This is a genomic window from Paludibacterium yongneupense DSM 18731 (genome assembly GCF_000422925.1).
Taxonomy (GTDB): Bacteria; Pseudomonadota; Gammaproteobacteria; order Burkholderiales; family Chromobacteriaceae; genus Paludibacterium; species Paludibacterium yongneupense.
In genome coordinates, this window is record NZ_KE383960.1 from 84,002 (window position 1) to 106,173 (window position 22,172).

At 62.6% G+C, this 22,172-nt stretch carries 14 protein-coding genes; 5 read left to right on the plus strand and 9 right to left on the minus strand.

The features are described from left to right. Genes G520_RS0119150 through flhB form a run of 6 tightly spaced genes read right to left on the minus strand, consistent with a single transcriptional unit; the run spans nucleotide 1 to nucleotide 7,104 of the window. Complete coding sequence (locus tag G520_RS0119150) at nucleotides 1–750, minus strand: flagellar motor protein (protein WP_028537062.1); 750 nt, start codon at nucleotides 748–750, stop codon at nucleotides 1–3. 50 nt (nucleotides 751–800) lie between these two features. Continuing rightward, nucleotides 801–1,544 (minus strand): RNA polymerase sigma factor FliA, encoded by a 744-nt coding sequence (locus tag G520_RS0119155; RefSeq protein ID WP_036666597.1) that lies wholly within the window; start codon nucleotides 1,542–1,544, stop codon nucleotides 801–803. Further along, entirely contained in the window at nucleotides 1,541–2,416 is an 876-nt protein-coding gene (locus tag G520_RS0119160; RefSeq protein WP_248620857.1) for a MinD/ParA family ATP-binding protein, read from the minus strand. Before G520_RS0119160 ends, G520_RS0119155 begins: the two co-directional genes overlap by 4 nt. Next, complete coding sequence (flhF, locus tag G520_RS0119165; protein ID WP_028537065.1) at nucleotides 2,413–3,843, minus strand: flagellar biosynthesis GTPase FlhF; 1,431 nt, start codon at nucleotides 3,841–3,843, stop codon at nucleotides 2,413–2,415. The genes G520_RS0119160 and flhF overlap by 4 nt, the downstream gene beginning before the upstream one ends. A gap of 6 nt (nucleotides 3,844–3,849) precedes the next feature. Next, nucleotides 3,850–5,934: a flagellar biosynthesis protein FlhA gene (flhA, locus tag G520_RS0119170; RefSeq protein ID WP_028537066.1), complete on the minus strand. Its 2,085-nt coding sequence runs from the start codon at nucleotides 5,932–5,934 to the stop codon at nucleotides 3,850–3,852. A 6-nt stretch (nucleotides 5,935–5,940) separates the two neighbouring features. After that, nucleotides 5,941–7,104 carry a flagellar biosynthesis protein FlhB gene (gene flhB / locus G520_RS0119175; RefSeq protein ID WP_028537067.1) on the minus strand — a complete coding sequence of 388 codons (1,164 nt, stop codon included), beginning with the start codon at nucleotides 7,102–7,104 and terminating at the stop codon, nucleotides 5,941–5,943. Nucleotides 7,105–7,247: 143 nt separating this feature from the next. On the opposite strand from flhB, the gene G520_RS0119180 reads away from it, so the two are divergent. From G520_RS0119180 to G520_RS0119190, 3 genes are all read left to right on the plus strand, one after another. After that, on the plus strand, nucleotides 7,248–8,042 hold the full coding sequence (locus tag G520_RS0119180) for a thymidylate synthase (protein ID WP_028537068.1): 795 nt from the start codon (nucleotides 7,248–7,250) through the stop codon (nucleotides 8,040–8,042). Then, complete coding sequence (locus G520_RS0119185; protein ID WP_028537069.1) at nucleotides 8,039–8,530, plus strand: dihydrofolate reductase; 492 nt, start codon at nucleotides 8,039–8,041, stop codon at nucleotides 8,528–8,530. Before G520_RS0119180 ends, G520_RS0119185 begins: the two co-directional genes overlap by 4 nt. Before the next feature lie 362 nt (nucleotides 8,531–8,892). After that, nucleotides 8,893–9,564 carry a GntR family transcriptional regulator gene (locus G520_RS0119190; protein ID WP_028537070.1) on the plus strand — a complete coding sequence of 224 codons (672 nt, stop codon included), beginning with the start codon at nucleotides 8,893–8,895 and terminating at the stop codon, nucleotides 9,562–9,564. On the opposite strand, the gene ubiG is transcribed toward G520_RS0119190, so the two are convergent. Next, the gene (gene ubiG, locus G520_RS0119195; protein WP_036666598.1) at nucleotides 9,565–10,266 is read right to left on the minus strand and encodes a bifunctional 2-polyprenyl-6-hydroxyphenol methylase/3-demethylubiquinol 3-O-methyltransferase UbiG; all 702 of its coding nucleotides are present in this window, start codon (nucleotides 10,264–10,266) and stop codon (nucleotides 9,565–9,567) included. 2 nt (nucleotides 10,267–10,268) lie between these two features. Continuing rightward, nucleotides 10,269–11,588, minus strand: a complete 1,320-nt coding sequence (locus tag G520_RS0119200) for a TRZ/ATZ family hydrolase (RefSeq protein ID WP_028537072.1) — start codon at nucleotides 11,586–11,588, stop codon at nucleotides 10,269–10,271. 287 nt (nucleotides 11,589–11,875) lie between these two features. Here G520_RS0119200 and G520_RS0119205 point away from each other — a divergent pair, with 287 nt between their 5' ends. Together G520_RS0119205 and G520_RS0119210 are read left to right on the plus strand one after the other, a co-directional pair. Then, nucleotides 11,876–14,701 (plus strand): bifunctional diguanylate cyclase/phosphodiesterase, encoded by a 2,826-nt coding sequence (locus G520_RS0119205; RefSeq protein ID WP_028537073.1) that lies wholly within the window; start codon nucleotides 11,876–11,878, stop codon nucleotides 14,699–14,701. A 92-nt stretch (nucleotides 14,702–14,793) separates the two neighbouring features. Next, entirely contained in the window at nucleotides 14,794–16,434 is a 1,641-nt protein-coding gene (locus tag G520_RS0119210) for a methyl-accepting chemotaxis protein (protein WP_036666600.1), read from the plus strand. Here G520_RS0119210 and G520_RS0119215 read toward each other — a convergent pair. Continuing rightward, complete coding sequence (locus G520_RS0119215) at nucleotides 16,419–22,172, minus strand: TcdA/TcdB pore-forming domain-containing protein (protein ID WP_028537075.1); 5,754 nt, start codon at nucleotides 22,170–22,172, stop codon at nucleotides 16,419–16,421. The two genes, G520_RS0119210 and G520_RS0119215, sit on opposite strands and share 16 nt — an antisense overlap.

The window sequence follows — 22,172 nt, forward strand, 5'->3', positions numbered from 1 at the left end:
TCACTCGTGCATTGCCAGGAAGCCGCGCAGACGGCTTTCGATGATGCGCGGGTTCTCGCCGTTGGCGATGGCGACGATGCCCTCGACGACCAGTTCCTTCATCGCGATTTCCGAAGCGACGATGTTGCGCAGCTTGCTGCCTATCGGCAGGAACAGCAGGTTCGCCGAACCGACGCCGTATACTGTCGCCACGAAGGCGACGGCGATGCCGGCGCCGAGTTTGGAGGGGTCGCTGAGGTTTTCCATCACATGGATCAGCCCGAGTACCGCGCCCAGAATCCCCATCGTCGGGGCATAGCCGCCCGCCGATTCCCAGACACGGGCCGCCTGCTTGCGCGCATGCTCGAACATCATCATCTCGACTTCCATCACGGCGCGCAGGGTATCGGGCTCGGCGCCGTCGACCAGCATTTGCAAGGCTTTGCGCGTGAACGGGTCGCGCTGGCTGTTGACATAGCCCTCCAGCGACAGCAAGCCGCCGCGGCGGGCGCTCTGACTCCAGGTGATCACTTCGCGTATCATTTTTTCATGGTCGAACGGCGGGGGGAAAAACACCCAGCGCATCATGCGCAGCCCCGTTAAAAACTGCTTGGGGGTGCACTGCAACATGACTGCACTGGCGGTGCCGCCGATGACTATCATGAAAGCCGTCAATTGCACCAATGAGCCGACGTTCCCGCCTTCCAGCGCCTGGCCGGCGATGATGGCGGTAAATCCCCCGATAATGGCGACTATACTGATCTTGTCCACAAACGCTTTCCGTGAGTATTCCGCCGCGGCCTGACCCCGGCGATCGGGTCTTACAACCAGTCTCTCAAATGAGCACGCAGGCGGACGATCGCCTGCGTGTGCAACTGACTGACGCGCGACTCGGAGACTCCGAGCACGGCGCCGATTTCCTTCAAGTTCAAATCCTGTTCGTAGTACAAGGCCATCACCAGCCGGTCGCGTTCGGGCAATTGCCCGATGGCTGCGATCAGATCCTGGCGGAAGCCCGAATCCGCCAGCGTGCCCAGCGGGTCGGGCGACTGCGGGTCTATGATGTTGGCCAGTGCATCGGCGACGCCTTCATCGGCATCGCCGAAATCTTCGAAATGCAACAGGCTCATGCCCTTGCAATCACCGAGCGCGTCCTGATAGGCGTCCAGCGACAGATTCATTTCCGCTGCAATTTCCGAATCCAGCGGCGCGTGGCCGAGGCGATGCTCGAGCCGGGCGACGGCTTCTTCGATCTGGCGCGCCTGCCGCCGCACATGGCGCGGCATCCAGTCCTGGCGGCGCAGCTCGTCGAGCATGGCGCCGCGCACGCGCTGGCTGGCGAAGGTTTCGAATTGTACGCCTTGCCCCGGGTCGAACTGGCGCGCGGCATCGATCAGGCCGATCACGCCTACCTGAACCATATCATCAATGTCGATCGAAGCTGGAAGGCGCGCGACCAGAATGCCCGCCAGCTTTTTTACCAGAGGAACATACTCTGTTACGTCGATGCCGATTTCGCCCGACGCACTCAGATAGCCCGAGCGTTTGTATGAGCCTGCGATCATTGGCCCCCGCCTTTTTCCTGTTCCGCCCAGTCGCGCGAGGCGGCGATCAGCATATCCATGAAGCCGGTGCCTGCATGTGTGGTCTCTGCGGTGTGCCATTGTGGCAACATCGAAGCCAATTGGGCGAAGGCGACGCTCGATTCGCTGTTCGCAAACGCTTCTTGCAGCGGCCGATGCAGGGCCTGGCTGCGGCGTATGGCCGGGTCGCGCGGGACGAAACCGAGCCAGCGCAGCGAAACAGTGAGGAATTCGCTCGCGACCGACGCCAGCCGGGTAAACAGCTCTCTTGCCTGTTCCATATGTTGCACCCTGTTGACCAGGACATTGAAGCGTTGCCGTCCATGTGTATTCGACAATCGCTTGATTGTAGCGTATGCAGCGGTCAGTGATTCGGCGTCGGGGGTCAAAATCAAAATAAGATTGTCGGCGACGGCGCTGGGAACCGGATCCAGCACCGGACTCGGCACATCGACCAGCAGCACGCCGGCGTCGCGTTCGAGCGCGGCGAACTCGCTGCCCAGTCTTAGCCACAACTGGGCCGAGAACAGGGCGCGTTGATCCGGGCGCGCGAACAGGTTGACCAGAGTCACTCCCTGGCGCGACTGCGTCATCATCTCGTCGAGGCCGCCCTGGCTGACCACCTGGCTTTCCAGCGTGGCGGTGGTGGGTACGCCGAGGTAGCGCGCGAGCACCTGCCCCTGGCGGCAGTCGACCACCAGCGGCCGCAGACCGGCATAAGCCAGGCCGACGGCCAGTTCGGTGATCAGGGTCGTGGCCCCGGAACCGCTCGAGCCGAGAAAGGCGAAGCTCGGCGCGCGCAAGGCCTGGGCGTGCAGCAATCGCAGGCTGGAGGCTTGATCCTGCATCGTCATAACCACCCGGCCTGGGCCGCATTCATGATCGGCAGTTCATCCTGCTGCAGGGCGAATGGCGAACCGCCCTGCGGAGCCCGCAACGCGCGGTCGATCAGGAAGCCTCCGTTGGACGAGTGCAGATCCTCGGGGACGCGCTGCCCATTGGTGATGTAGTAGACCTTGAGCCGGTTGCGGATCAGTACGTCCAGACTCGCGCCCATGGCTACGCATTCATCTATCTTGGACAGGATGCAGCCAGCCAGTGCATCGCCGCGGTAATGGCGTACGACATCTTCCAGCGTATGCCCGTCCGCATTGGCGGCCAGTACCAGGATGCGTTCGACCGGTCGGCCGACCGAGCGGAACATTTGCGACTGGTTGCTGACGCGCGCATCGCGCTGGCCCATGCCGACGGTGTCGATGAAGACAATGTGGCGCGAGCCGAGGTCTGCCAGCGTCAGTTGCAAATCGGCTTCGCTTTGAATCGAGAAGACCGGCACGCCGAGGATCTTGCCGTAGATGCGCAGCTGATCTTGGGCACCGATACGGTAGCTGTCGGTCGTAATCAGGGCCACGTGTTGCGGGCCAAATTTCATGGTCGCGCGTGCTGCGAGCTTGGCCACCGTGGTGGTTTTGCCGACGCCGGTCGGACCGACGAGGGCGAACACGCCGCCGCGTCCCATCAGCTCGTGGTCGGCTTCGACGCATTTGAGGTTGTGCAGCAGGGCCGAACGTGCCCATTTGAGCGCCAGTTCGCCTTCGTACTGGGCGGGCATTTTTTCTATCAGTTGCCGGATCAGGGTCGCACTCAGGCCCATCGACAACAAGTGGCGGAACAACTCGAGGCGGTTGGGCGCGCGTCCCTCCATGTCCGACCAGGCGAAGCTGGCTAGCTGGCTTTGCAGCAGGCTGCGCAAGAGTTTGATTTCGTCGCCGATCTGCTTGAGTTCGTGCGCCATCACTTCGGGCTCTTCACTGGCGGCGGCCGGCATGGCGGGCTGCGCGGCCGGTCGCGCGGCGGCGGGGATCGGTGGCGGCGGCGGTGGTGGCGGTGCGGCAGTCTTGACCGGACGGGCCGGTTGAGCGTCGAAGGACTGCGTATCTAAAGCGGGACGGCTCAGGGTGGGGCGCAGGGGTTCAGGGCTTTCCAGCGGTTCGACCGGCAAGGCGTAGGTCCGCGCGAGCGCCCGGTTGACCGGAGCGATGCTCGCTTCGGTCGCCGGGCGGCTGACCGCCGGCGCGTTGCGCGGCGGATGCTTGCTCGTTGACGTGGTCGACAGCGTCGACGCCAGATTGGCGACATCCGCGTCAGCAACCGCCATGATCTCGACCCCGCCCCCTTGCGTGGGGCGGTTCGATAGGATGAGGGCATCCGCACCGAGTTCTTCGCGAACTTGCCTCAGTGCATCACGTGTGGTTTTCCCGAAAAACTTTTTCACCACCATCTGTTGTTAGCCCTTGCTGCCCCCGATTACCGCGATTATACGAATGGATTTATTGTCAGGTATTTCATTATGCGAAATAACACGCATCTGCGGCAAAGGTCTTCGTAAAAAACGCGCCAGCAGCGAACGCAGAGGAGGCGGCGTCAGCAAAACCGGATTGTGTCCTTGTACTTCCACCTGTTCTGTTTCGTGCGCGGCGCTGGTGAGCAGCGTTTCCGCCAGGCCCGGTTCCAGCCCCCCGCCGGCCTTGGATTGCACAGCTTGCATCAGTACGTTTTCCAACGCCGGGTCGAGCGTCATCAAGGGCAGTTCGCTTTCGCCCGGGAACAGCTGCTGCACGATCACGCGCGACAGCGCGGCACGGACGGCCGACGTCAACTCGTCGGTATCCTGCGTGCTGGCGATATGATCGGCCAGCGTTTCGACGATGGTGCGGAAGTCGCGGATATGAATCCCTTCGGTCAGCAATTGCTGCAATACTTTTTGCAGGGTGCCGACCGGCACGACCTTGGGTACCAGTTCTTCTATCAGCTTGGGCGAGACCTTGGCCTGGTGGTCGATCAGCGCCTGGACTTCTTCGCGTCCGAGCAATTCCGACGCATGCATCTGCAGCAGGTTGGAAATATGCGTCGCCACGACCGTGCTGGTATCTACCACGGTATAACCGAATGTCTGCGCTTCGTCACGCTTCGCGGTTTCTATCCATATCGCAGGCAGCCCGAAAGCGGGGTCGGTGGTCGGCTGCCCGGCCAGATCTCCACTCACGCGGCCCGGGTTGATCGCCAGCAATTGACCGATGAAGGCTTCGCCCTCGCCGAGTTCCACCCCCTTGAGCAGGATACGGTAGGCGTTGGGTTTGATCTCGAGATTATCGCGGATATGCACCGGGGGGACCAGAAATCCGAGTTCCTGGGCGATTTTCTTGCGTATCCCCCTGATGCGGCGCAACAGTTCCCCGTCTTGCGACCGGTCGACAAGCGGAATCAGCCGGTAGCCGACCTCGAGGCCGAGCTGGTCGACCGGCTGGACATCGTTCCAGCTGACCTCCTGCACCTGCGGCTCGGGCGGGTGGGCCGCCGCGTGCTTGCTCTGCGCTTCGGCTTTCGCCGTCGCGATCTGGCGCTGCCCCATCAGCCGCGCGAGCCCGGCCAGTGCGGCGGCGATGCTGAAAAAGGCCAGGTGCGGCATATTCGGCACCACGCCTATCAGGGCGATAACGCCAGCGGTGATGTTCAGTACCTGGGGTTTGCTGAACAACTGTCCGAGCAGCATCTCGGACATGTCCTCCGTTGTTCCGACGCGGGTCACGACGATACCGGCCGCGGTCGAGATGATCAGGGCCGGCAATTGCGCGACCAGACCGTCGCCTATGGTCAGCAGGGTATAGGTTTCCGCCGCCTTGCCGACCGCCAGATCATGCTGCAGCATGCCGACGATCAGGCCGCCGACAATATTGATGATGATGATCATGATCGCGGCGACGGCATCGCCGCGCACGAACTTGGATGCACCGTCCATGGCGCCGAAGAAGTTGGCTTCTTCCGAAATCACCCGCCGGCGCTTGCGGGCGTCTTCTTCGCCGATCAGCCCGGCGTTGAGATCGGCGTCGATCGCCATCTGCTTGCCCGGCATGCCGTCCAGGGCGAAGCGGGCGCTCACTTCGGCGATGCGGCCGGCACCCTTGGTGATGACGACAAAGTTGATGATGGTGAGGATGACGAATACCACCACGCCGATGGCGACGTTGCCGCCGACCAGGAAGTGGGCGAAGGATTCGATGACATGGCCGGCAGCGTCGGGACCGGTATGGCCTTCGAGCAGGATGATCCGGCTCGATGCGACGTTGAGCGACAGCCGCAGCAGGGTCGTGACCAGCAGTACCGACGGGAAGGCAGAGAATTCCAGCGGCTGGCGCACATTGATGCCGACCAGCAGCACGATGACCGATACGGCAATGTTGAAGGTGAAGAAAATATCGAGTATGACCGGCGGCAGGGGCAGGATCATCATCGTCAAAATGAGGATGATGAGCACCGGCCCGGCCAGGCCGGTATAGTTGAAGCGCTTCAACAGATCGAGAAATGTATCCATACCGCCTTAGGGTAGTGCATCTGGCGCCGCATCTTGCGGGCGTTTGCTCTGTGGGTCAAGGTCCGCGGGAACCTCGATTTTTTCGGGGTAGGCCGGGGCCAGTCCGCCGTTCATTTCGTACAGCTTGAGCTGGTAGACGTAGGCGAGAACCTGCGCCGCCGCCGCGTACAGCCGTGCCGGAATTTCCTCTTCCAGCTCTGCATTGAAATACAGCGCCCGGGCGAAGCTGGGCGCGCGCATGACGGCCACATTGTTGTCGCGGGCGGTGTCGATGATGCGCTCGGCCAGTTTGAGCGCGCCCTTCGCCACCAGGCGCGGTGCTCGCATGCCCTCGGTATAGCGCAATGCGACTGCATAGTGGGTCGGGTTGGTGACGATCACGTTGGCGCTGGGAATCTCCTGCATCATGCGCCGTCGCGCCGCCTCGCGCTGCATCTGCCTGATCCGGCTCTTGACCTGGGGCGAACCTTCCTGTTCCTTGAACTCCTGTTTGACCTCTTCTTTGGTCATGCGCAACTGCTTATGGTAGTGCCACAACTGAAACGGCACATCCATCGCGACCAGCAGAAACATGGCGCTGGTGACGATGAAAAAAGTATGGAACGCAATGTCCAGCATTTTGGGCAGCCCCGACAGTAGCGGCATCGTTGCCAGCCCCAGTATGTCGGCGCGTTCGTTCCATATCACCCAGGTGGCGACGCCGCCGATCAGCATGCTCTTGAGCACGGCCTTGAATGCTTCGGCCGCCGCCGAGGCCGAGAACATGCGCGCGATGCCCGGCAGGGGGTTGAATTTGCCGAACTTGGGACGTACCGCGCCGAAAGTCAGATTCCAGCCCCCGATCAGCAAGGGGGTGAAAATCGCCACGAGTACCAGCGCGCCGAACATCGGCATCATCTGCAGCAGGGTGCCGACCAGCGCATCCCTGAAACGCAGCAGGGCGGGGTCGGGCGTGAGTACGGTCGTGTGATCGAAGCTCAGCGTCGTGCGCATCATCTCCTGTAGAAACTGGCCGATTCTTCCGCCCAGCACCATCAGCATGACCACGCCGGTCATGGTGATGCTGAAGGTCGACAGTTCCCGCGAACGGGGAACGTTGCCTTCTTCGCGTGCCTTGCTCAGCCGTTTCGCTGTCGCGGCTTCTGTGCGGTCGTCTGAATCTTCAGCCATAAATTACATTTAATGTCATCTGCCAATTTTAAACACGATGGTAGCCTAATTATCCGATCTTCATCCAGTATCCGGCAGGCGGCGGTTTATCCGGGAGCTGGGCATCGGTTACAATCGAGGCACCGAATCTGAAAGTGCCCTCGATGAAACAGTATCTCGACCTGATGCGCCATGTGCTGGAAAACGGCCACGAAAAGACCGATCGTACCGGTACCGGCACCCGCTCGGTGTTCGGCCATCAGATGCGTTTCGACCTGGCCGATGGCTTTCCGCTGGTGACGACGAAAAAACTGCACCTGAAGTCGATTATCCATGAATTGTTGTGGTTTCTGGCAGGCGATACCAATATTCGCTATCTACAGGAAAACGGCGTAAGAATTTGGGACGAATGGGCCGACGCCGACGGCGAGCTCGGCCCGGTCTACGGCTATCAATGGCGCAGCTGGCCGACGCCCGACGGCGGCCACGTCGACCAGATCGGCAAGCTGGTGGATATGATACGGCGTACGCCGGATTCGCGCCGACTGATCGTTTCCGCCTGGAACCCGGCCCAGGTCGACGACATGGCACTGCCGCCCTGCCACGCCCTGTTCCAGTTCTACGTGGCCGACGGCCGCTTGTCCTGCCAGTTGTATCAGCGCTCGGCCGATATCTTCCTCGGCGTGCCGTTCAATATCGCCTCTTATGCACTGCTGACGCTGATGGTGGCTCAGGTATGCGGCTTGCGCCCGGGTGAGTTCATCCATACCCTAGGTGACGCGCATCTGTACAACAACCATCTCGAACAAGCGCGCGAACAACTTGCGCGCAGCCCGCGCGCCTTGCCGCATATGCGGCTCAACCCCGAGGTCAGCGATCTGTTCGCCTTCCGCTTCGATGATTTCACGCTGGAAGGCTATGATCCGCATCCTCACATCAAGGCACAGGTGGCCGTATGAGTAAACCGAAACTGACACTGGTGGCCGCCATGGCCCACGGAAGGGTCATCGGCGTCGGCAATGGCCTGCCATGGCATTTGCCGGAAGATTTGCGCCATTTCAAACAGGTGACGATGGGAAAACCCATCGTGATGGGTCGTAAAACCTACGAATCGATAGCCCGGCCGCTGCCTGGCCGCCTTAACATCGTCGTCACCCGCCAGCGCGAGTGGCAGGCCGAAGGGGTGGAAACCGCGTGGAGTATCGAGCAGGCGCTGCATCTGGCCGGGCAAGCGGAAGAAGTCTGCCTGATCGGCGGTGCCGAACTGTATGCCCAGTCGCTGGCTTTGGCCGATCGATTACTGCTGACCGAAATCGATGCCGAGTTTGCCGGCGACGCCGTGTTCCCGTCCTTCTCCGAGGGATGGGTGGAACTCAGCCGCGATAGCCACGTCAGTGCCGACGGCATCGCCTATGCTTTCGTCGAATACGTGCGCGCCCAGGCCTGAGCGCATGAAAAAAGGGAGGACGGCCCCCCCGGGCTGTCCTCCCCCACTACCGTCCATTGCCCTTGTCTGCATCGCCCCTGGCCTCAGCGCTTCCTCGTGTTGCGTGCCGGTGTCAGAATCCGTGTCCGAACGCATGCCCAGCCTGGGCGCGGTTTCGATGCACATTACCGTAATGGCATGAACGCGTCGGATTAGACCAGCTTGTCTCGGGAAATGCAACTGCTTTGAGGTGGAATCATCCTAAATGCCTTTTTCCTGAACGCATGGTTGCCACACGATGCGTCTACATACGAAAATAGTATTAGAAATGTCGGGAGGTGAGTCATATTGGTCTGCCTCATTCCCTCGCATCTGGAGCCGCCATGACTTTCAAGGCCAAGGAGTCACTGACCGAGCAAATCGCCCATTATCTTGAGCAGCGCATCATCATGGGAGAGATGGAGCCGGGCGAGCGCATCCAGGAGTTGCGCATCGCCGCCGAGATGGACGTCAGTCGTGGCTCGGTACGTGAGTCGCTGCTGATTCTGCAGCGCCGCCATCTGGTGGAGATCTTCCCCCGGCGCGGCGCCATCGTGTCCAGCATCAGCGGCTCGGATGTGCGTGACTTTTTCGAGTTATGGCTGTTGCTGATCGAGCGCGCCGCGGTCGACCTGGCCGCGTCGTGGAAAGGGGAGGATCTGGCCCCCCTGTTCGAAGACATGCAAGGGTTGAGCGACTGTCTGCATAACGACGACTTGCCGGGTTTCTACCGCTATGGCATCGCTTTCATGAACAACATCGGCAACGGCTCCGGCAACCGTTATCTGCGCGCGACCTTGCAGGATCTGGCGCCGTTGACGCAGCGCTGCTTCTACGCCATCTTGCGAGCCGGCCGCAGCCAGATCGATCGCGGCCATCATTTCATGGAAGCCTTGCTGCAGGCGCTGATTGCGCGGGACGCCGAGCAGGTGCGCGTCATCGCCAGCGAGTTCGGCAGCGACTATACCCGTCTGGCACAAGCCTCGGCCGACGCATTGGCCGGCCGAAAAACCTGATCACGGGGTGCGTTGGGTGGCGATCATGTAGTTGACGTCGGTATCGCGTCCCAGTGCGTAGATCCGGGTCAGCGGATTGTAGGTCATGCCGCGCACGTCCTTGACGTCCAGTGCCGCTTCGCGCGCCATGCGTCCGAGCTCCGAAGGTTTCAGAAAGCGTGCGTATTCATGCGTGCCGCGCGTCAACATCCCCAGCACGTATTCGGCGCCGATGATCGCCAGCAGATACGATTTGGCATTTCGGTTGAGGGTGGAAAAAAATACCCAGCCCCCCGGCTTGACCAGTCGCGAGCAACTTTGCACCACACTCTGCGGATCGGGAACATGCTCGAGCATTTCCATGCAAGTGACGATATCGAAGCTCGCCGGAGCCTCCTCCGCCAGTTGCTCGACGGCGATGCAGCGGTAGTCGACGGCAACGCCAGATTCGAGGCTATGCAGTTGCGCGACCTTGAGCGATTTTTTCGCCAGATCGACACCGGTGACCTCCGCGCCGCGCACGGCCATGCTTTCCGCCAGAATACCGCCGCCGCAGCCGACGTCCAGCACGCGTTTTCCGGCCAGACCGGCAAAACCGTCGATATAGTCCAGCCGCAGCGGGTTGATTTCATGCAGCGGTTTGAATTCGCTGTTCTTGTCCCACCACTTGTGGGCCAGCTGGCTGAATTTGTCCAGTTCCAGTTCGTCTACATTGACTGTCATGATTATTTGCCCTGTATCCGGAGTTTCCAATCTTCGGCCCGCGCCTTGAGCGCCGGCTCGTCCAGGGTGGTCAGGCGGCGCGAGTCGAGCAGGCGCTTGCCTTTCACCCAGACATGGCTGACTTGTTCGCGGCCGGCGGCGTACACCACATGCGAGATCGGGTCGAAAGCCGGCGCGGTTTCCAGTGCGGACAGGTCGATCGCGATCAGGTCGGCCTGCTTGCCGAGCTTCACGCTGCCGATCTTGTCGTCGATGCCGAGTGCACGTGCTCCATTCAATGTTGCCATGTGCAGCGCGGTCGCGGCCGGTACCGCCGTCGGGTTCAGCGTGCCGACCTTGGCCAGCAAGGCTGCCATCCGTGTCTCGGCCAGCATGTCGAGTTTGTTGTTGGAGGCGGCGCCGTCGGTGCCGATGCCGACGTTGACTCCGTGAGCGAGCAGAGCGTCGACCGGGGCGATGCCCGAGGCCAATTTCATATTGGACGTCGGGTTATGCGCGATCGACAGTCCGTGGCGCGCGGCCAATTCGATTTCGCTCGCGTCGAGATGAACCATGTGCGCGGCGATCAGACGCGGCGACAGCAATCCCAGGCGCTGCAGGCGGGCCAGTGGCCGTTGCCCGTGTTCGGTCACGCTGTTGCCGACTTCGTCGGCGGTTTCGTGGATATGGCAGTGGATCAGCATGTCCTCCTGCTCCGCCAGCATGACCACGCGCTCGAAGGTGGCGTCGGACACCGTATACGGCGCGTGCGGCGCCAGGGTGAAGGTGACCAGTTCCTCGCCGAGAAATTCGCGCCGCTCCGCCAGACCCTTCTCGATGTAATCGTCGGCGTTATTGCCGTACGGGGTCGGGAACTCGAGGATGGAACAGCCGACGAAGCTGCGCATGCCGCTGGCGATCCCGGCGCGGGCCATCGCGCCATGAAAGAAATACATGTCGTTGATGGTGGTGGTCCCGCCGCGGATCATTTCGGCCATGGCGATGCAGGCGCCGTCGAACACGAAATCGTCGCGCACATGCTTGGCTTCGGCCGGCCAGATATGGTTGGTCAGCCAGTCCATCAGCGCAAGGTCATCGGCCAGGCCGCGTAGCAGTGTCATCGCGGAGTGGCCGTGCAGATTGACGAGCCCGGGCATCAATACATGATGATCGAGGTGGATGCGCTCGCCGGCGTCCAGCGCGGCCGCTTCGCGCGCGGGCAGCATCCCGGCGATGCAACCGTCGCGGACAAGAACGGCGTAGTTTTCCAACACTTCGCCGTCGTTCTCGACCGTGATGATCCAACGTGCGGTGATTATGGTGTCGTAGCGGGCCAGGGACATGCTGGGCATCCTTCTTATTTCGGGGCTGATCGGTTCGGGGATTGTAGGCAGCTCGCAACGGCAACGCAAATTGCGAGCTGCGATTGTCGGGTTCGCGGCGTGGTAGTATTTTGGAATATACTGTATATCGGTAGTCTTTGCGGGCGGCCTCTCGGCCGCGCCATGTTGCCATCGCGAGCCGCTACGCGGCCGAGAGGCCGCGGAGAGGGGCGGTGGGGTTTCAGACAATCAATCATAACAAGGCGGACGCCTGATCCGTCGACACAACGGGTAAGTGGATAAAGCACATGGCACTGTCTCGAACAATGGCAGAAAAGCAGCATGTGTCCTCCTGGCTTTCTTTGAGGGCGGTATTTCTTATCGCGGTGGTCCTCGGTTTACTGATTCCTGCTTTTCTGATCACGACGCTCGACTTCAGCCTCGAACGACAGCGTCTGACGACCCAGCTCGATACAGATGAAAGGCGCCTGCTCGACATCGTTGCGCTAGGCATGCAGGAACCGCTGTGGAATCTGAGCCGACAGGCCGGCAGCCCGCTGCTCGAGTCGGTGATGGACGATCCGCGAGTGATATCGCTGCGAGTCACCGATACCCAGTCCAATACTGTCTTTCTATCGGGTTTGCATGCGGAGCGCCGCAGCGGCGGCGTGTCCATGCTGCAGAAACCGGTCATCTACCGTGGCGAAGAAATCGGACGCGTTCTCATCGAATTCGATACCGAGCATCTTTCCAATGCGTTGCGCAGCCAGATCAAGAATCAGACGCTGATTTTGCTGGCCCAGCTCGCCTTGTCGATTCTGTTGATCATGGCGATCCTGCATTCCCGTTTTCTGCGCCCGATCCGTACCTTGACCGAGCAGGCGACGAAACTGGCGGGACTCGAGCTGGAAACGCCGTTCTCGTGGTCGCGTCGCGACGAAATCGGCAGGCTCGGACGTCACCTGGAGTGGATGCGTTCGGAGCTCAAGCGCCTGATCGACGAGCTGCGCGCCAAAACCCTGGCGCTGGAAGCGGATATCTCGCGCCGACGCGAGGCCGAGGATGCCTTGCGTCGCTCGGAGAACAAATACCGCGAGCTGTTCTGGTCCAATCTGGATGGCATCGTCATCAGCTCGCTCGAAGGCCAGCTTATCGATGCCAATCCCGCTTTTCTCAACTTGATGTGCTATAGCCTGGATCAGCTCAGGCAACAGAATTTCTGGTCGCTGATCGCCAGCGAAAGCGAATCGCTGGAACGTCATAACCTCGACAATAAAGTGCTGCGCTTCGGGTATTGCGACGAGTTCGAGGCCACGTATATCAATCGCTTCGGCAATCCGGTTCCGGTCAGTGTCAAGACGGTGGCGATGCGCGACGCTTTCGGGCGCATCAATGCCGTCTGGCGCATGGTGCGCGACATCTCGGAGCGGCGTGCCGCCGAAGAGCGGATGCAACTGGCCGCGAAGGTGTTCGAGAACACGGTGGAAGGCATCATGATCACCGATGTCGACCAGCGCATTCGCAGCGTCAACCGCGCATTCAGCGAAATCACCGGCTACGGGCAGCAGGAAGTTCTCGGTCAGAAGCCGAGTATTCTGTCCTCCGGTCGCCACGATCAGTCCTACTACATGCAGATGTGGCAGGCGATCGGCGAGCAGGGGGCATGGCAGGGCGAAGTGTGGAACCGTCGCAAGAATGGCGAGGTGTATCCGGAATGGCTGGCGATCAATGCGGTCAAGAGCTCGCTGGGAGAGATCAGCCACTATGTGGCGATTTTCAGCGATCTGTCGGAACGTAAAGCCGCCGACGAGCGCATTCAATTCCTCGCCCATTTCGACGTGCTGACCGGGCTCCCCAACCGCATGCACATGCATGAGCGCGTCGAGCTTGCCATCCACAACGCCGGGCGCGACAGCGAGCAGTTGGCGCTGCTCTTGCTCGATCTCGATCGCTTCAAGACCATCAACGAGTCACTCGGGCATTCGGCGGGGGATACCCTGTTGCAAGTCGCCGCCGATCGCATCAAATCGGTGCTCGGGCCGGGCGAGATGGTCGCGCGTCAGGGAGGGGACGAGTATATCGTGCTGTTGCCGGTGATCAACGATCCGGGCGAGGCTGCGGTCGTGGCCGAGCGCATACGCGAAGCGTTCACACCGCCGGTCGAACTGCACAACCATTCGATCACGATAACCCCATCGATAGGCATCAGCCTGTTCCCGGATGATGGCCGGGATTTCGAGACGCTGGTCAGTAATGCCGACGCGGCGATGTACCTTGCCAAGTCGTCGGGACGCAATAACTTCAAGTTCTACACCGCGGACCTCAATGCCCGTGCGCGCGAGATCCTGGCGGTCGAAAGCCAGTTGCGTTTCGCCCTCAAACGCAACGAGTTCGTGCTGCATTACCAGCCGCAAGTCGAGATGTCGAGCGGGCGCATCGTCGGCGCCGAGGCGCTGATCCGCTGGAACCATCCCTCACTCGGCTTGCTGGGCCCGATGCGTTTCATCGATGTCGCCGAGGAACGCGGATTTATCGTGCAGATCGGCAACTGGGTGATTCGCGAGGGCTGCCGCCAGCTGGCGGAGTGGAAGACGCTCGCTTCGCCTGGCTTCACGCTGGCGCTCAATTTGTCCGCCTTGCAGTTCCGCCAGCAGGATCTGTCGGTCACGATCGCGCGTGCGCTCGAGGCCTGCGGCCTGTCCGGAGACATGCTCGATATCGAAGTGACCGAGAGCGTGGTCATGGATGATGTCGAAGCGACCATGCAGACCATAGGCACGATCAAGGAGATGGGGCTGCAACTGTCGATCGACGATTTCGGTACCGGCTATTCCAGCTTGTCCTATCTCAAGCGCTTCAAGGCCGACAAGCTCAAAATCGACCGCTCTTTTGTGCGTGATATTCCTGGCGATCTCGACGACAGCGCGATCGCCAAGGCCATTATCAATATGGCGCAGACCCTGAACATGAAGGTGGTGGCCGAAGGCGTGGAAACCCTCGATCAGTGGCGTTTTCTGGCCGAAGCAGGCTGCGATCTGGTGCAGGGCTATCTGGTGGCCAAGCCGATGCCGGCCGATGCTTTCGCGCGCCTGCTGGCGCAGGAGTGCCTGCTGCCCAGTCTTGAGGACGACTGAAGATCGAGAGCGCAATGCCGTGACCTGCGGTGTTACACATGATTCACTCCGTCGCCTATCATGAATAATAATAGTGAAAGCCGGAGATTATCATGGGGCAAGCAAAAGGGTTGACGCTGAAGCTGCGCTTGTACGCGATGCTGGTGTGCACTTTGTTGGGATTGGCGATCTACGGCAGCTATTCCGTTTTTCAATTGCGCGAGCATATCCTCGAGCAAAGACAGCTCGAGCTGAAGGCGCTGGTCGACTCGTCCATGGGGGTGATCCAGCGGCAATACGATCTGTACCAGGCGGGCACGTTGACGCTGGAGCAGGCGCAACGCCTGGCGAAGGACAATTTGCGCAAAAGCCATTTCAACGGTGGCGGCGATTACTTCTTCATCTACGATTTCAATGGCGTCAACCTCATGCACGGCTCCAAGCCCGAGCGCGAGGGCAAGAATTTTCTCGCTACCAAAGATCCGAATGGCAAGCCTTATATCCGGCAGTGGATAGAGCTGCTGCAGCGCAACCGCCAGGCCTATATCGATTACCAGTTTCCCAAGATGGGATCGAAAGTCCCCTTGCCCAAAGTCTCTTACGCCAAAGTGTTCGAACCATGGGGTTGGTGGCTGGGGACGGGGGTCTATATCGAAGACGTCGACCGCGACTTCCATAGTGCGGCCATCGGTTCGGTCATATTCCTGTTTGCCATCGGTCTGGCGGTGGCATTGATAGGCTGGTCGATCAATCGCAGCGTGTTACGGCTGATAGGCGGCGAGCCGGCGGAGGCTGTTGCCGTGGTCGACGAATTCGCCGCCGGCGACCTGACCGGCCGCGGAGTCGGGAGCAATGTACGCGAAGGCAGCTTGCTGGGCACTCTGGGCAGCATGCAGTCCAAGCTTGGCGATATCGTGCGCTCGATACGCGGCAGCACGCACCAGTTGGCGCAGCAGTCGGGCGAGTTGTCGGTGTCGTCGCAGGAAATCAGCAAGGCGGCCGGCAGTCAGGCCGAGTCGAGCGCCGCCACCGCGGCCTCGGTCGAAGAATTGACCGTGAGCATAGGTGAAGTCTCCGAAATCGCGCGCGCGACCGAAGAGAACTCGCGCCAGACCGTTTCTCTGGCCAACAAGGGAGATGGGGTCGTGCGGCTGGTGACCCAGGAAATCGACAATATCGCCCAGGCGGTCACGGAATCGACCACGCGCATTCAGTCGCTGGTGGAACGGTCGCAGGAAGTCGGCAAGATCACCCTGGTGATCAACGAAATCGCCGATCAGACCAATCTGCTGGCGCTCAACGCGGCGATCGAAGCGGCGCGGGCAGGCGAGCAGGGCCGCGGCTTTGCCGTCGTTGCAGACGAAGTACGGCGCCTGGCCGAGCGCACCAGCGTGGCCACTGCCGAGATCTCGCAGATGATAGACGCGATACAGAAAGATACCCGCTCGGCTGTCGCCGCCATGGAGAGCACGACCCCGCGCGTATCGCAGGGGCAGGCGCTTGCACAGCAGGCGACACAGGTGCTCGGCGATATCCAGCGCCAGGCCGAGGACTCCCTGCACAAGGCGCGTGAAGTCGCCAGCGCCAACAGCGCACAGGCCGACACCGCCAACGAAATCGCAGGCCATGTGGCCAATATTGCTTCGATGACCGAGCAGACCAATGCCGCCTCGCGCAATAACGCGGAAGCCTCGCAGCGCCTGCGCGACCTGTCGAACGAATTGCAGCAGGCCGTGGATTACTTCAAGGTCTGAGCCTGGGCCAGCGTGAGGCGGCCCGAACGGTCGAAATCCGGTCGGGCGAGCCGCGCCAGGCTCACGGAGGCCGCCAGACCGGCGACCTGCAGCGACAGCTGGCGTCGGCGCTCGCCGCTTGCGCGCAGTGCCTGCCGCAGCTCGATCTGTCGGCCATTGTCATGTGCGCGCAACAGCAAGTCGTCGTCGCGTGCGACGATGGCGAGTCCGGCTGCGCCTTCGAAATCCAGGGCCAGGCTGCTGGATCGTCCATCGAATGCATGATCGTCGAGTACGATGCGGCGGAAGTGTCGCCAGGCGCCTTCATCGATCCGATAGTCGGCATCGCCGTCTCCCCCCAGCCAGATCCGTTCGACACCGTCCAGCAGCGGCAGGTGCAGCGTATCAGGGCCTTGCCCGCGAAGAAAAAGCCAGTCGCCGACGCGGCAGGCATCGCGATAAAGCCCCTCGGTCCTGGAATTGCGATTGCGGTCGCAACTGCGCATGACTCCGTCCGCCCTGTCAAAATAATAAGCGACATCCCCCGCTGTCGAGTTGCCGATAAAGACCGGATCGCGCGCCAGCATCGAAGTGATCAGGCTATCGCTTTGCCGGCGATACCAGGCCGGGCGTGCGCCATCGAGCCGGATGACTTCCGGGTGCGGATAGCGCGCGGTGAGTGCTTGCAGAGCCGCGCGCCGCTGGCGGTCGGGGGCGTGGATGGCCGGCCAGCTGCGGTCGACGGCCAGCAAGCGGGCGCGGCCGTAGTGATCGATGCCGAGCACTGCGCCTTCGGTGTTGAGCGCGTGCAGGTGACCGGCGACAAGGGTGGCGGAGACGATGTTTTCATTGACCAGCACGGGGGTGGCCGCCAGGGCGGCGTCGCCGAGCAGGCGGCCCTGGGGGTCGAATAGTGCCGGCAACAGCTCCGGCGCGAGCGGGGCCTGCGCGTAGATTTTTCCTGCCGAGGCATCGAAGAGCCAGGCCAGCGCGCCGGCGTCGACGCCTATCAGCCGCGTTTCGACGTCGGCCAGTGCCGCCGGCGCGATGACGAAGCAGCGTCGCAAGCTGTCGTACCAGGCGTTGCGGGTGCGATTTTCCCCGTCGCGCAAGGCGGGTAGTGCAATGATGGCTTCGTGGCGCGCCGGCTCGTCCCCGGACAAGGCGACCAGGGCATGCCACCAGTCGCTGCGGTGGGCCTCGAACCAGGTGCGGTTGACGGCGAGCAGGTGCGTGCTGCCGTCATCGCCCAGGCGGTGCAGCACCCCCGTGTCGTCGCAGAGAACGGGGCAGCCATCGATGCTGGAGACGGAGCGCGTAGGCGGCAGTGGCAGCCGTACGGCCGCCGCCTCTCCGTTCTGGCGGTAGAGTGCGCGTTCGGATGTGGAATGGAAAAACCGGTTTTCGCCGGTCGCCTCATCCGGGGGCGGGATCAGCATCAGATCGGTGGGCAAGGTCTGACCGTCGCCCGCGCGCGGGCGCAGAATGAAACCGTCGCGCGAACGGCGCCAGGCGGGGGGGCTCGCGCTTGGCGGGTACAATGCGACCCAGGGGGCAAACTGCGCCGCTCGCGCGGTGACGCCTGCGAGCGGCTCATCTTCGTGCCCTGCATCGTGACGTCCGGCGGCCCGCTCCAGCCATTGGCGCCAGGCCGTCTCGCCGCGCATGGCCGGCGCTTCGAGTGCACAGTGCACGCCGGTGAGCGTGAGGCTGGCCCGGGCGGCGTCGAAATGGTAGAGCAAGGTCAAACCCGGGGTCCCGGGGCCGATGTGCTGCTCGATCAAGGCGCCGCCCTCCTGGTGCTGAACCTGGGTCAGGCGCGCGTCGTCGCCTTCGAACAGAAAGCGCAGCCGGGCCTTGACCATGCCGTCGTCGCCGCTGTGCCACAGCGAGGGCCGTGTGCGGTCGATGAAGAAGGCCGAATCGCTATCGATCCACAGCAATTCGGCATCGAGCGCGCGCGAGTCGGCGCCCGGTTGCAGCAGGCGCTGAGAGGCACGGTGGTAGAAGAGGCGGCCGGGCGCATTTTCGATGACGACCACATCGGCGCAGTCGCTGCGTGCCGCCAGCACGGCCAGCAGAGCGGCGTTGCTCCGCGCAGGCGGGACGAGACGGCCCGCGTCCAGTGCGAGCAAGCGGCAGCGACCCTCGCTGCGGTCGACGCGATAGATTTCGCCGTTGGCCTGGCGCACGCTCACGCTGTCGGCGGCAGTCTGTACCGCGATCGGAATCGATCCGATGCGAAAACCGCCGGTGGCGATGGCGGTGATGGCTCCATCGAGTGCGGCATCGACGTCAAGCATCCAGTGGGACGGCGCTTCGCCCCGGCTGTGCAGACGGTAGCCGGCGGTCGCACTCGTCAGTGTCAGCAGATAGTGCCCGCCCGCGCCGAAGAGCGTGTATGACAGATGCTTGGCAAGGGCGGGCGCGAGAGGAGGGCTCAGCAAGGTGCGTGCCGAGGCATCGAGGCGGACCTCGATCGGAGTGTCCCGGTACTCGAAATCCAGGTCGACCATGGCGACGCCGTCATTGTCGAAGAAAAAACCACCACCTTGTGCCAGACCTTGCATGACGGCGTAGCCGGGATGGTTTCTTACCGCTTGCGGCGCGCGCTGATAGGGCTTGCGCAGGCGCTGGTAACGGTAGCGGATGAGGCTGCCCGGCGTCGCCGGCAAGACGACATGGCGCGCCCGCGGTGCGTTCAGTGCCAGCGAGGAGGCAAAGCCCAGCCGTTCCCGTAGCGGCAGCGCGCGCGAGGGATCGTCTATCATCCGCGGTTCCAGTGTGTACAGCGTCTGGTTTTCGCCGGCAATGGCGCTATCGATATAGGTGCTGTCGAACAGCTCGGAGGCCATCAGAAGGTGATCTCCGAACTCGATGCGGCCCTGCTCGAGGTCGAGCAGCGTGATCACGCAGCCGGGGCTGGGCTCCAGCGTATCGGTGTCGGCGTGGTGTTTGCAGCCACCGTCGCGATGCGCGGCCGCCATGCGGGCGAAATAGTCTTCCACCGCTTCCTCGGCGGCGAGCAAGGCCTGCTGACGCTGCAGTATCTGCATGAAGGTCTGGACGGTAAAGCCGAGCAGCGCGATGGCCAGTCCGATCGGCCCGGCCGCCTCGGCGATGGCGGCGGCGCCCAGCCGTGCCGCCAGCAGCGCGCCGGCTTCGATCAGAGTCGCGCTGCCATCGAAACCGAGCTGGGTCGCGAACAAGGCTTTGTCGGCCGGGGTCATGGCATGCATGAGCTCATAGATATCGAAGCTGAAACTGGCCAGACCCAGCGCCGGACCCAGCCCGCGATTGGCCAGTTCCAGTCCGCCGTACACCGTCTGCGCGAGACGGGAGTTCGGCGCCAGCGCCCGCCCGCCATCCAGCAGGGCGTGCGCCTGCCGCGTCAGGGCGGCGATGTCGTTGAGCGCGCCATGGGTGAACTGGACCCGTCCGAGCTCGGCATGCAGCCGAATGGCATTGCCAAGAGGGTCGTCCGCTCCGACTGGCTGCTCCGGCTGGCTGAGCAGCGTTGCCAGGCCCAGACCGTAACTGAATACATGGCCGAGAGTATGGTAATCGCCGTGTCCCGAAGCCTGCAGGGCCGTCAGGCGCGTGTCGAGGCGGGACACGAAGGCGGGTAGCAACGGGTCGTCGGTAACGAGATCGTGGGTCCGGCCGCTGGCCGGATGCAACAGGCGCAGCGCGCTGCTGCCATCCGCGCGCGTGCGCAGCGATTTGAACAAGGGCAGCCAGCCGCTGTCGAGCCCGGCTTCGCGGGTCAGCCGCGCGAGCAGCTCGCGCATGCGCCCGCCTTCCAGCCTGTGATCGAACACAACATCGTCCGGCGGGAGCAGTGATCCCAGCGGCCCGGCCGAATCCAGGGGAGGGGCATCCAGCGTCGCGTCGATGCCGGGCAGGGGATCGGGGCGTACGAGCAAGGCCATGCTGACCGGGTCGAGGCTGACCACTTCGCGGGTGCCTGGGCCGTGCTGCCAGTGCGGCGGAGACCCGACGGAGACCCAGGCGCGCCCGAACTCGGTCAGCAGGACCTTACCGCGGCGGCGAACCACGTCGATGACATTGATGCCTGCGATATGCAGCGTCTCCAGCAGAGTCTGCACAAAGCCGAGGCCGGGGCGGCAGGCGAGCAGGCTCAGGCGCTGAACGTCGCAGCCGGCCGGCAGCAACTCGGCGATGAAGGCGCCGAGTTCATCTCCGAACAGTCCGCTGACGCGACTGCTGTCTTCGCGCTCCGACAATGACTGCCCCTCGCCGACGACGACGAGCTTGAGCGGAATCCCGGGAGCGAGACCGGGCCGCTCGGCAGGCAGCCATTGCCTGTCTTGCCAGTACTGCCAAAGTCCGTTGCGTCGCAGCCGGTAGCGGTCGGCTGCGGGCAGATAGAGTCTCATGCGACGCTCGGCGGCCAGGGCGACCTCGGGATTCGGTAGCAGCGGTTCGATCTCAAGCACCAGCACGCGCTGCAGCGCCGCTTGCGGATCGATCGCCTCTGCGCCGCTGTCGTGGTAGTCGGCCAGCAGGCTTTCGACCAGTGAGTGGGGTAGTACTTCAAGCGCGTCCGCCTCCTGTCGCCCGACCGGCGAGGCGGCGAGGGCGGACAGGGTCTGCTGGTTGACCGCCTCCGCCGGCAGGCCGCTCCGGGCGGCCATTCTGGCGACGATGGGCGTTGCCGCGCGCTGCAGGTCGCCGGCGCTGACGACCGGCCTGGCCGCCAGCTGTTGGCCGAGCAGTGAACGGGAGGACTGGGCGCCGTCATGCAAAGTGTTGAGCAGATGGCGCAATATGGAATGGGCGAATTCAGGCGCCAGAAAGGGCGAACGCCCTTGATGCGAACTTCCGGCCTGCTCCGGCTCCTCTTCCGTGCCGCTGGTTTGCATGAGCAGATGGCAGATGGTGTCGTTGAGCAGTCGCTCGCGCTCGTCGCCGAACTGGTTGGCGGCGGAGGCGACCGCCGCCTGCAGGTGCGCCCACAGTTCGGCTTCGTCGATGGCCGGGCCCAGTTCGAGTTGCACCAGGCTGTCGGCAGTCGCCGCGGCCAGGGCTTGCGGAATCAGCGGCGCGCCGGGCACCGTGCTCGGAAGCGGAGCGGCGCCGGGCGCGAACCATGTCGCAGCGAGGTGTGCTTCGCTGCGGGGAGCGATGCGGCTGCACTGCCACTGCTCGAGCAGGCGTTGGCCGACAGCTTGCAGCACGAAGTCGCTGCGCGTGTCCTGCTGGTATCCCCCGTAGTGCACCCTGAGCAAGAGATCGCTGCGTACCAGTTCGAACAATATGCTTCTGGCGGCTTCGTCCGAGGCCTCGCCGCCGCAAAGCCGCCGCACATGTTTGGCAAGGGCTTCTGCTTCAAGGGTGCCGACTTGATGCGGCGTGCGCTGTCTGGCCAGGGAGTGGAAGGCTTCGATGAACTGGAGTTCTTCGCCAGGCAATAGAACGCTCTCAGCAACGAGAACCCGCGTCGTCGGCTGCATCTGCCATTCGAGCACATTGCGCTTTCCCGACGCAAAAAAGGGCGTACGGCGAGAGTGCAGCAGGTGCATCTGCTCCATCCGGCGCAGGTGGCCGCGCAAATTGGGCAGCAGCAAGGTGACCTTGGCCCAGCGACGTCGCCCTGGATCGCGTTCCTGGCGGCTTATATGGTGCAAGCGTGTACGTAGGGCGGACTGGGTGAAATTACCGCCGGCGCTTAATTCGACAATGACGGTCCACAGGAAATGCAGCAGCGAGTGAGGGTAGAGGGTGAGTGTGAGCAC

Excerpts from the sequence above, each read along its gene's own strand:
- flhA (WP_028537066.1), bottom strand. The coding sequence starts at position 5,934 with ATGGATACATTTCTCGATCTGTTGAAGCGCTTCAACTATACCGGCCTG.
- G520_RS0119185 (WP_028537069.1), top strand. The coding sequence starts at position 8,039 with ATGAGTAAACCGAAACTGACACTGGTGGCCGCCATGGCCCACGGAAGG.
- G520_RS0119180 (WP_028537068.1), top strand. The coding sequence starts at position 7,248 with ATGAAACAGTATCTCGACCTGATGCGCCATGTGCTGGAAAACGGCCAC.
- G520_RS0119190 (WP_028537070.1), top strand. The coding sequence starts at position 8,893 with ATGACTTTCAAGGCCAAGGAGTCACTGACCGAGCAAATCGCCCATTAT.
- ubiG (WP_036666598.1), bottom strand. The coding sequence starts at position 10,266 with ATGACAGTCAATGTAGACGAACTGGAACTGGACAAATTCAGCCAGCTG.
- G520_RS0119155 (WP_036666597.1), bottom strand. The coding sequence starts at position 1,544 with ATGATCGCAGGCTCATACAAACGCTCGGGCTATCTGAGTGCGTCGGGC.
- flhB (WP_028537067.1), bottom strand. The coding sequence starts at position 7,104 with ATGGCTGAAGATTCAGACGACCGCACAGAAGCCGCGACAGCGAAACGG.
- G520_RS0119210 (WP_036666600.1), top strand. The coding sequence starts at position 14,794 with ATGGGGCAAGCAAAAGGGTTGACGCTGAAGCTGCGCTTGTACGCGATG.
- G520_RS0119200 (WP_028537072.1), bottom strand. The coding sequence starts at position 11,588 with ATGTCCCTGGCCCGCTACGACACCATAATCACCGCACGTTGGATCATC.
- G520_RS0119160 (WP_248620857.1), bottom strand. The coding sequence starts at position 2,416 with ATGACGATGCAGGATCAAGCCTCCAGCCTGCGATTGCTGCACGCCCAG.
- G520_RS0119205 (WP_028537073.1), top strand. The coding sequence starts at position 11,876 with ATGGCACTGTCTCGAACAATGGCAGAAAAGCAGCATGTGTCCTCCTGG.
- flhF (WP_028537065.1), bottom strand. The coding sequence starts at position 3,843 with ATGGTGGTGAAAAAGTTTTTCGGGAAAACCACACGTGATGCACTGAGG.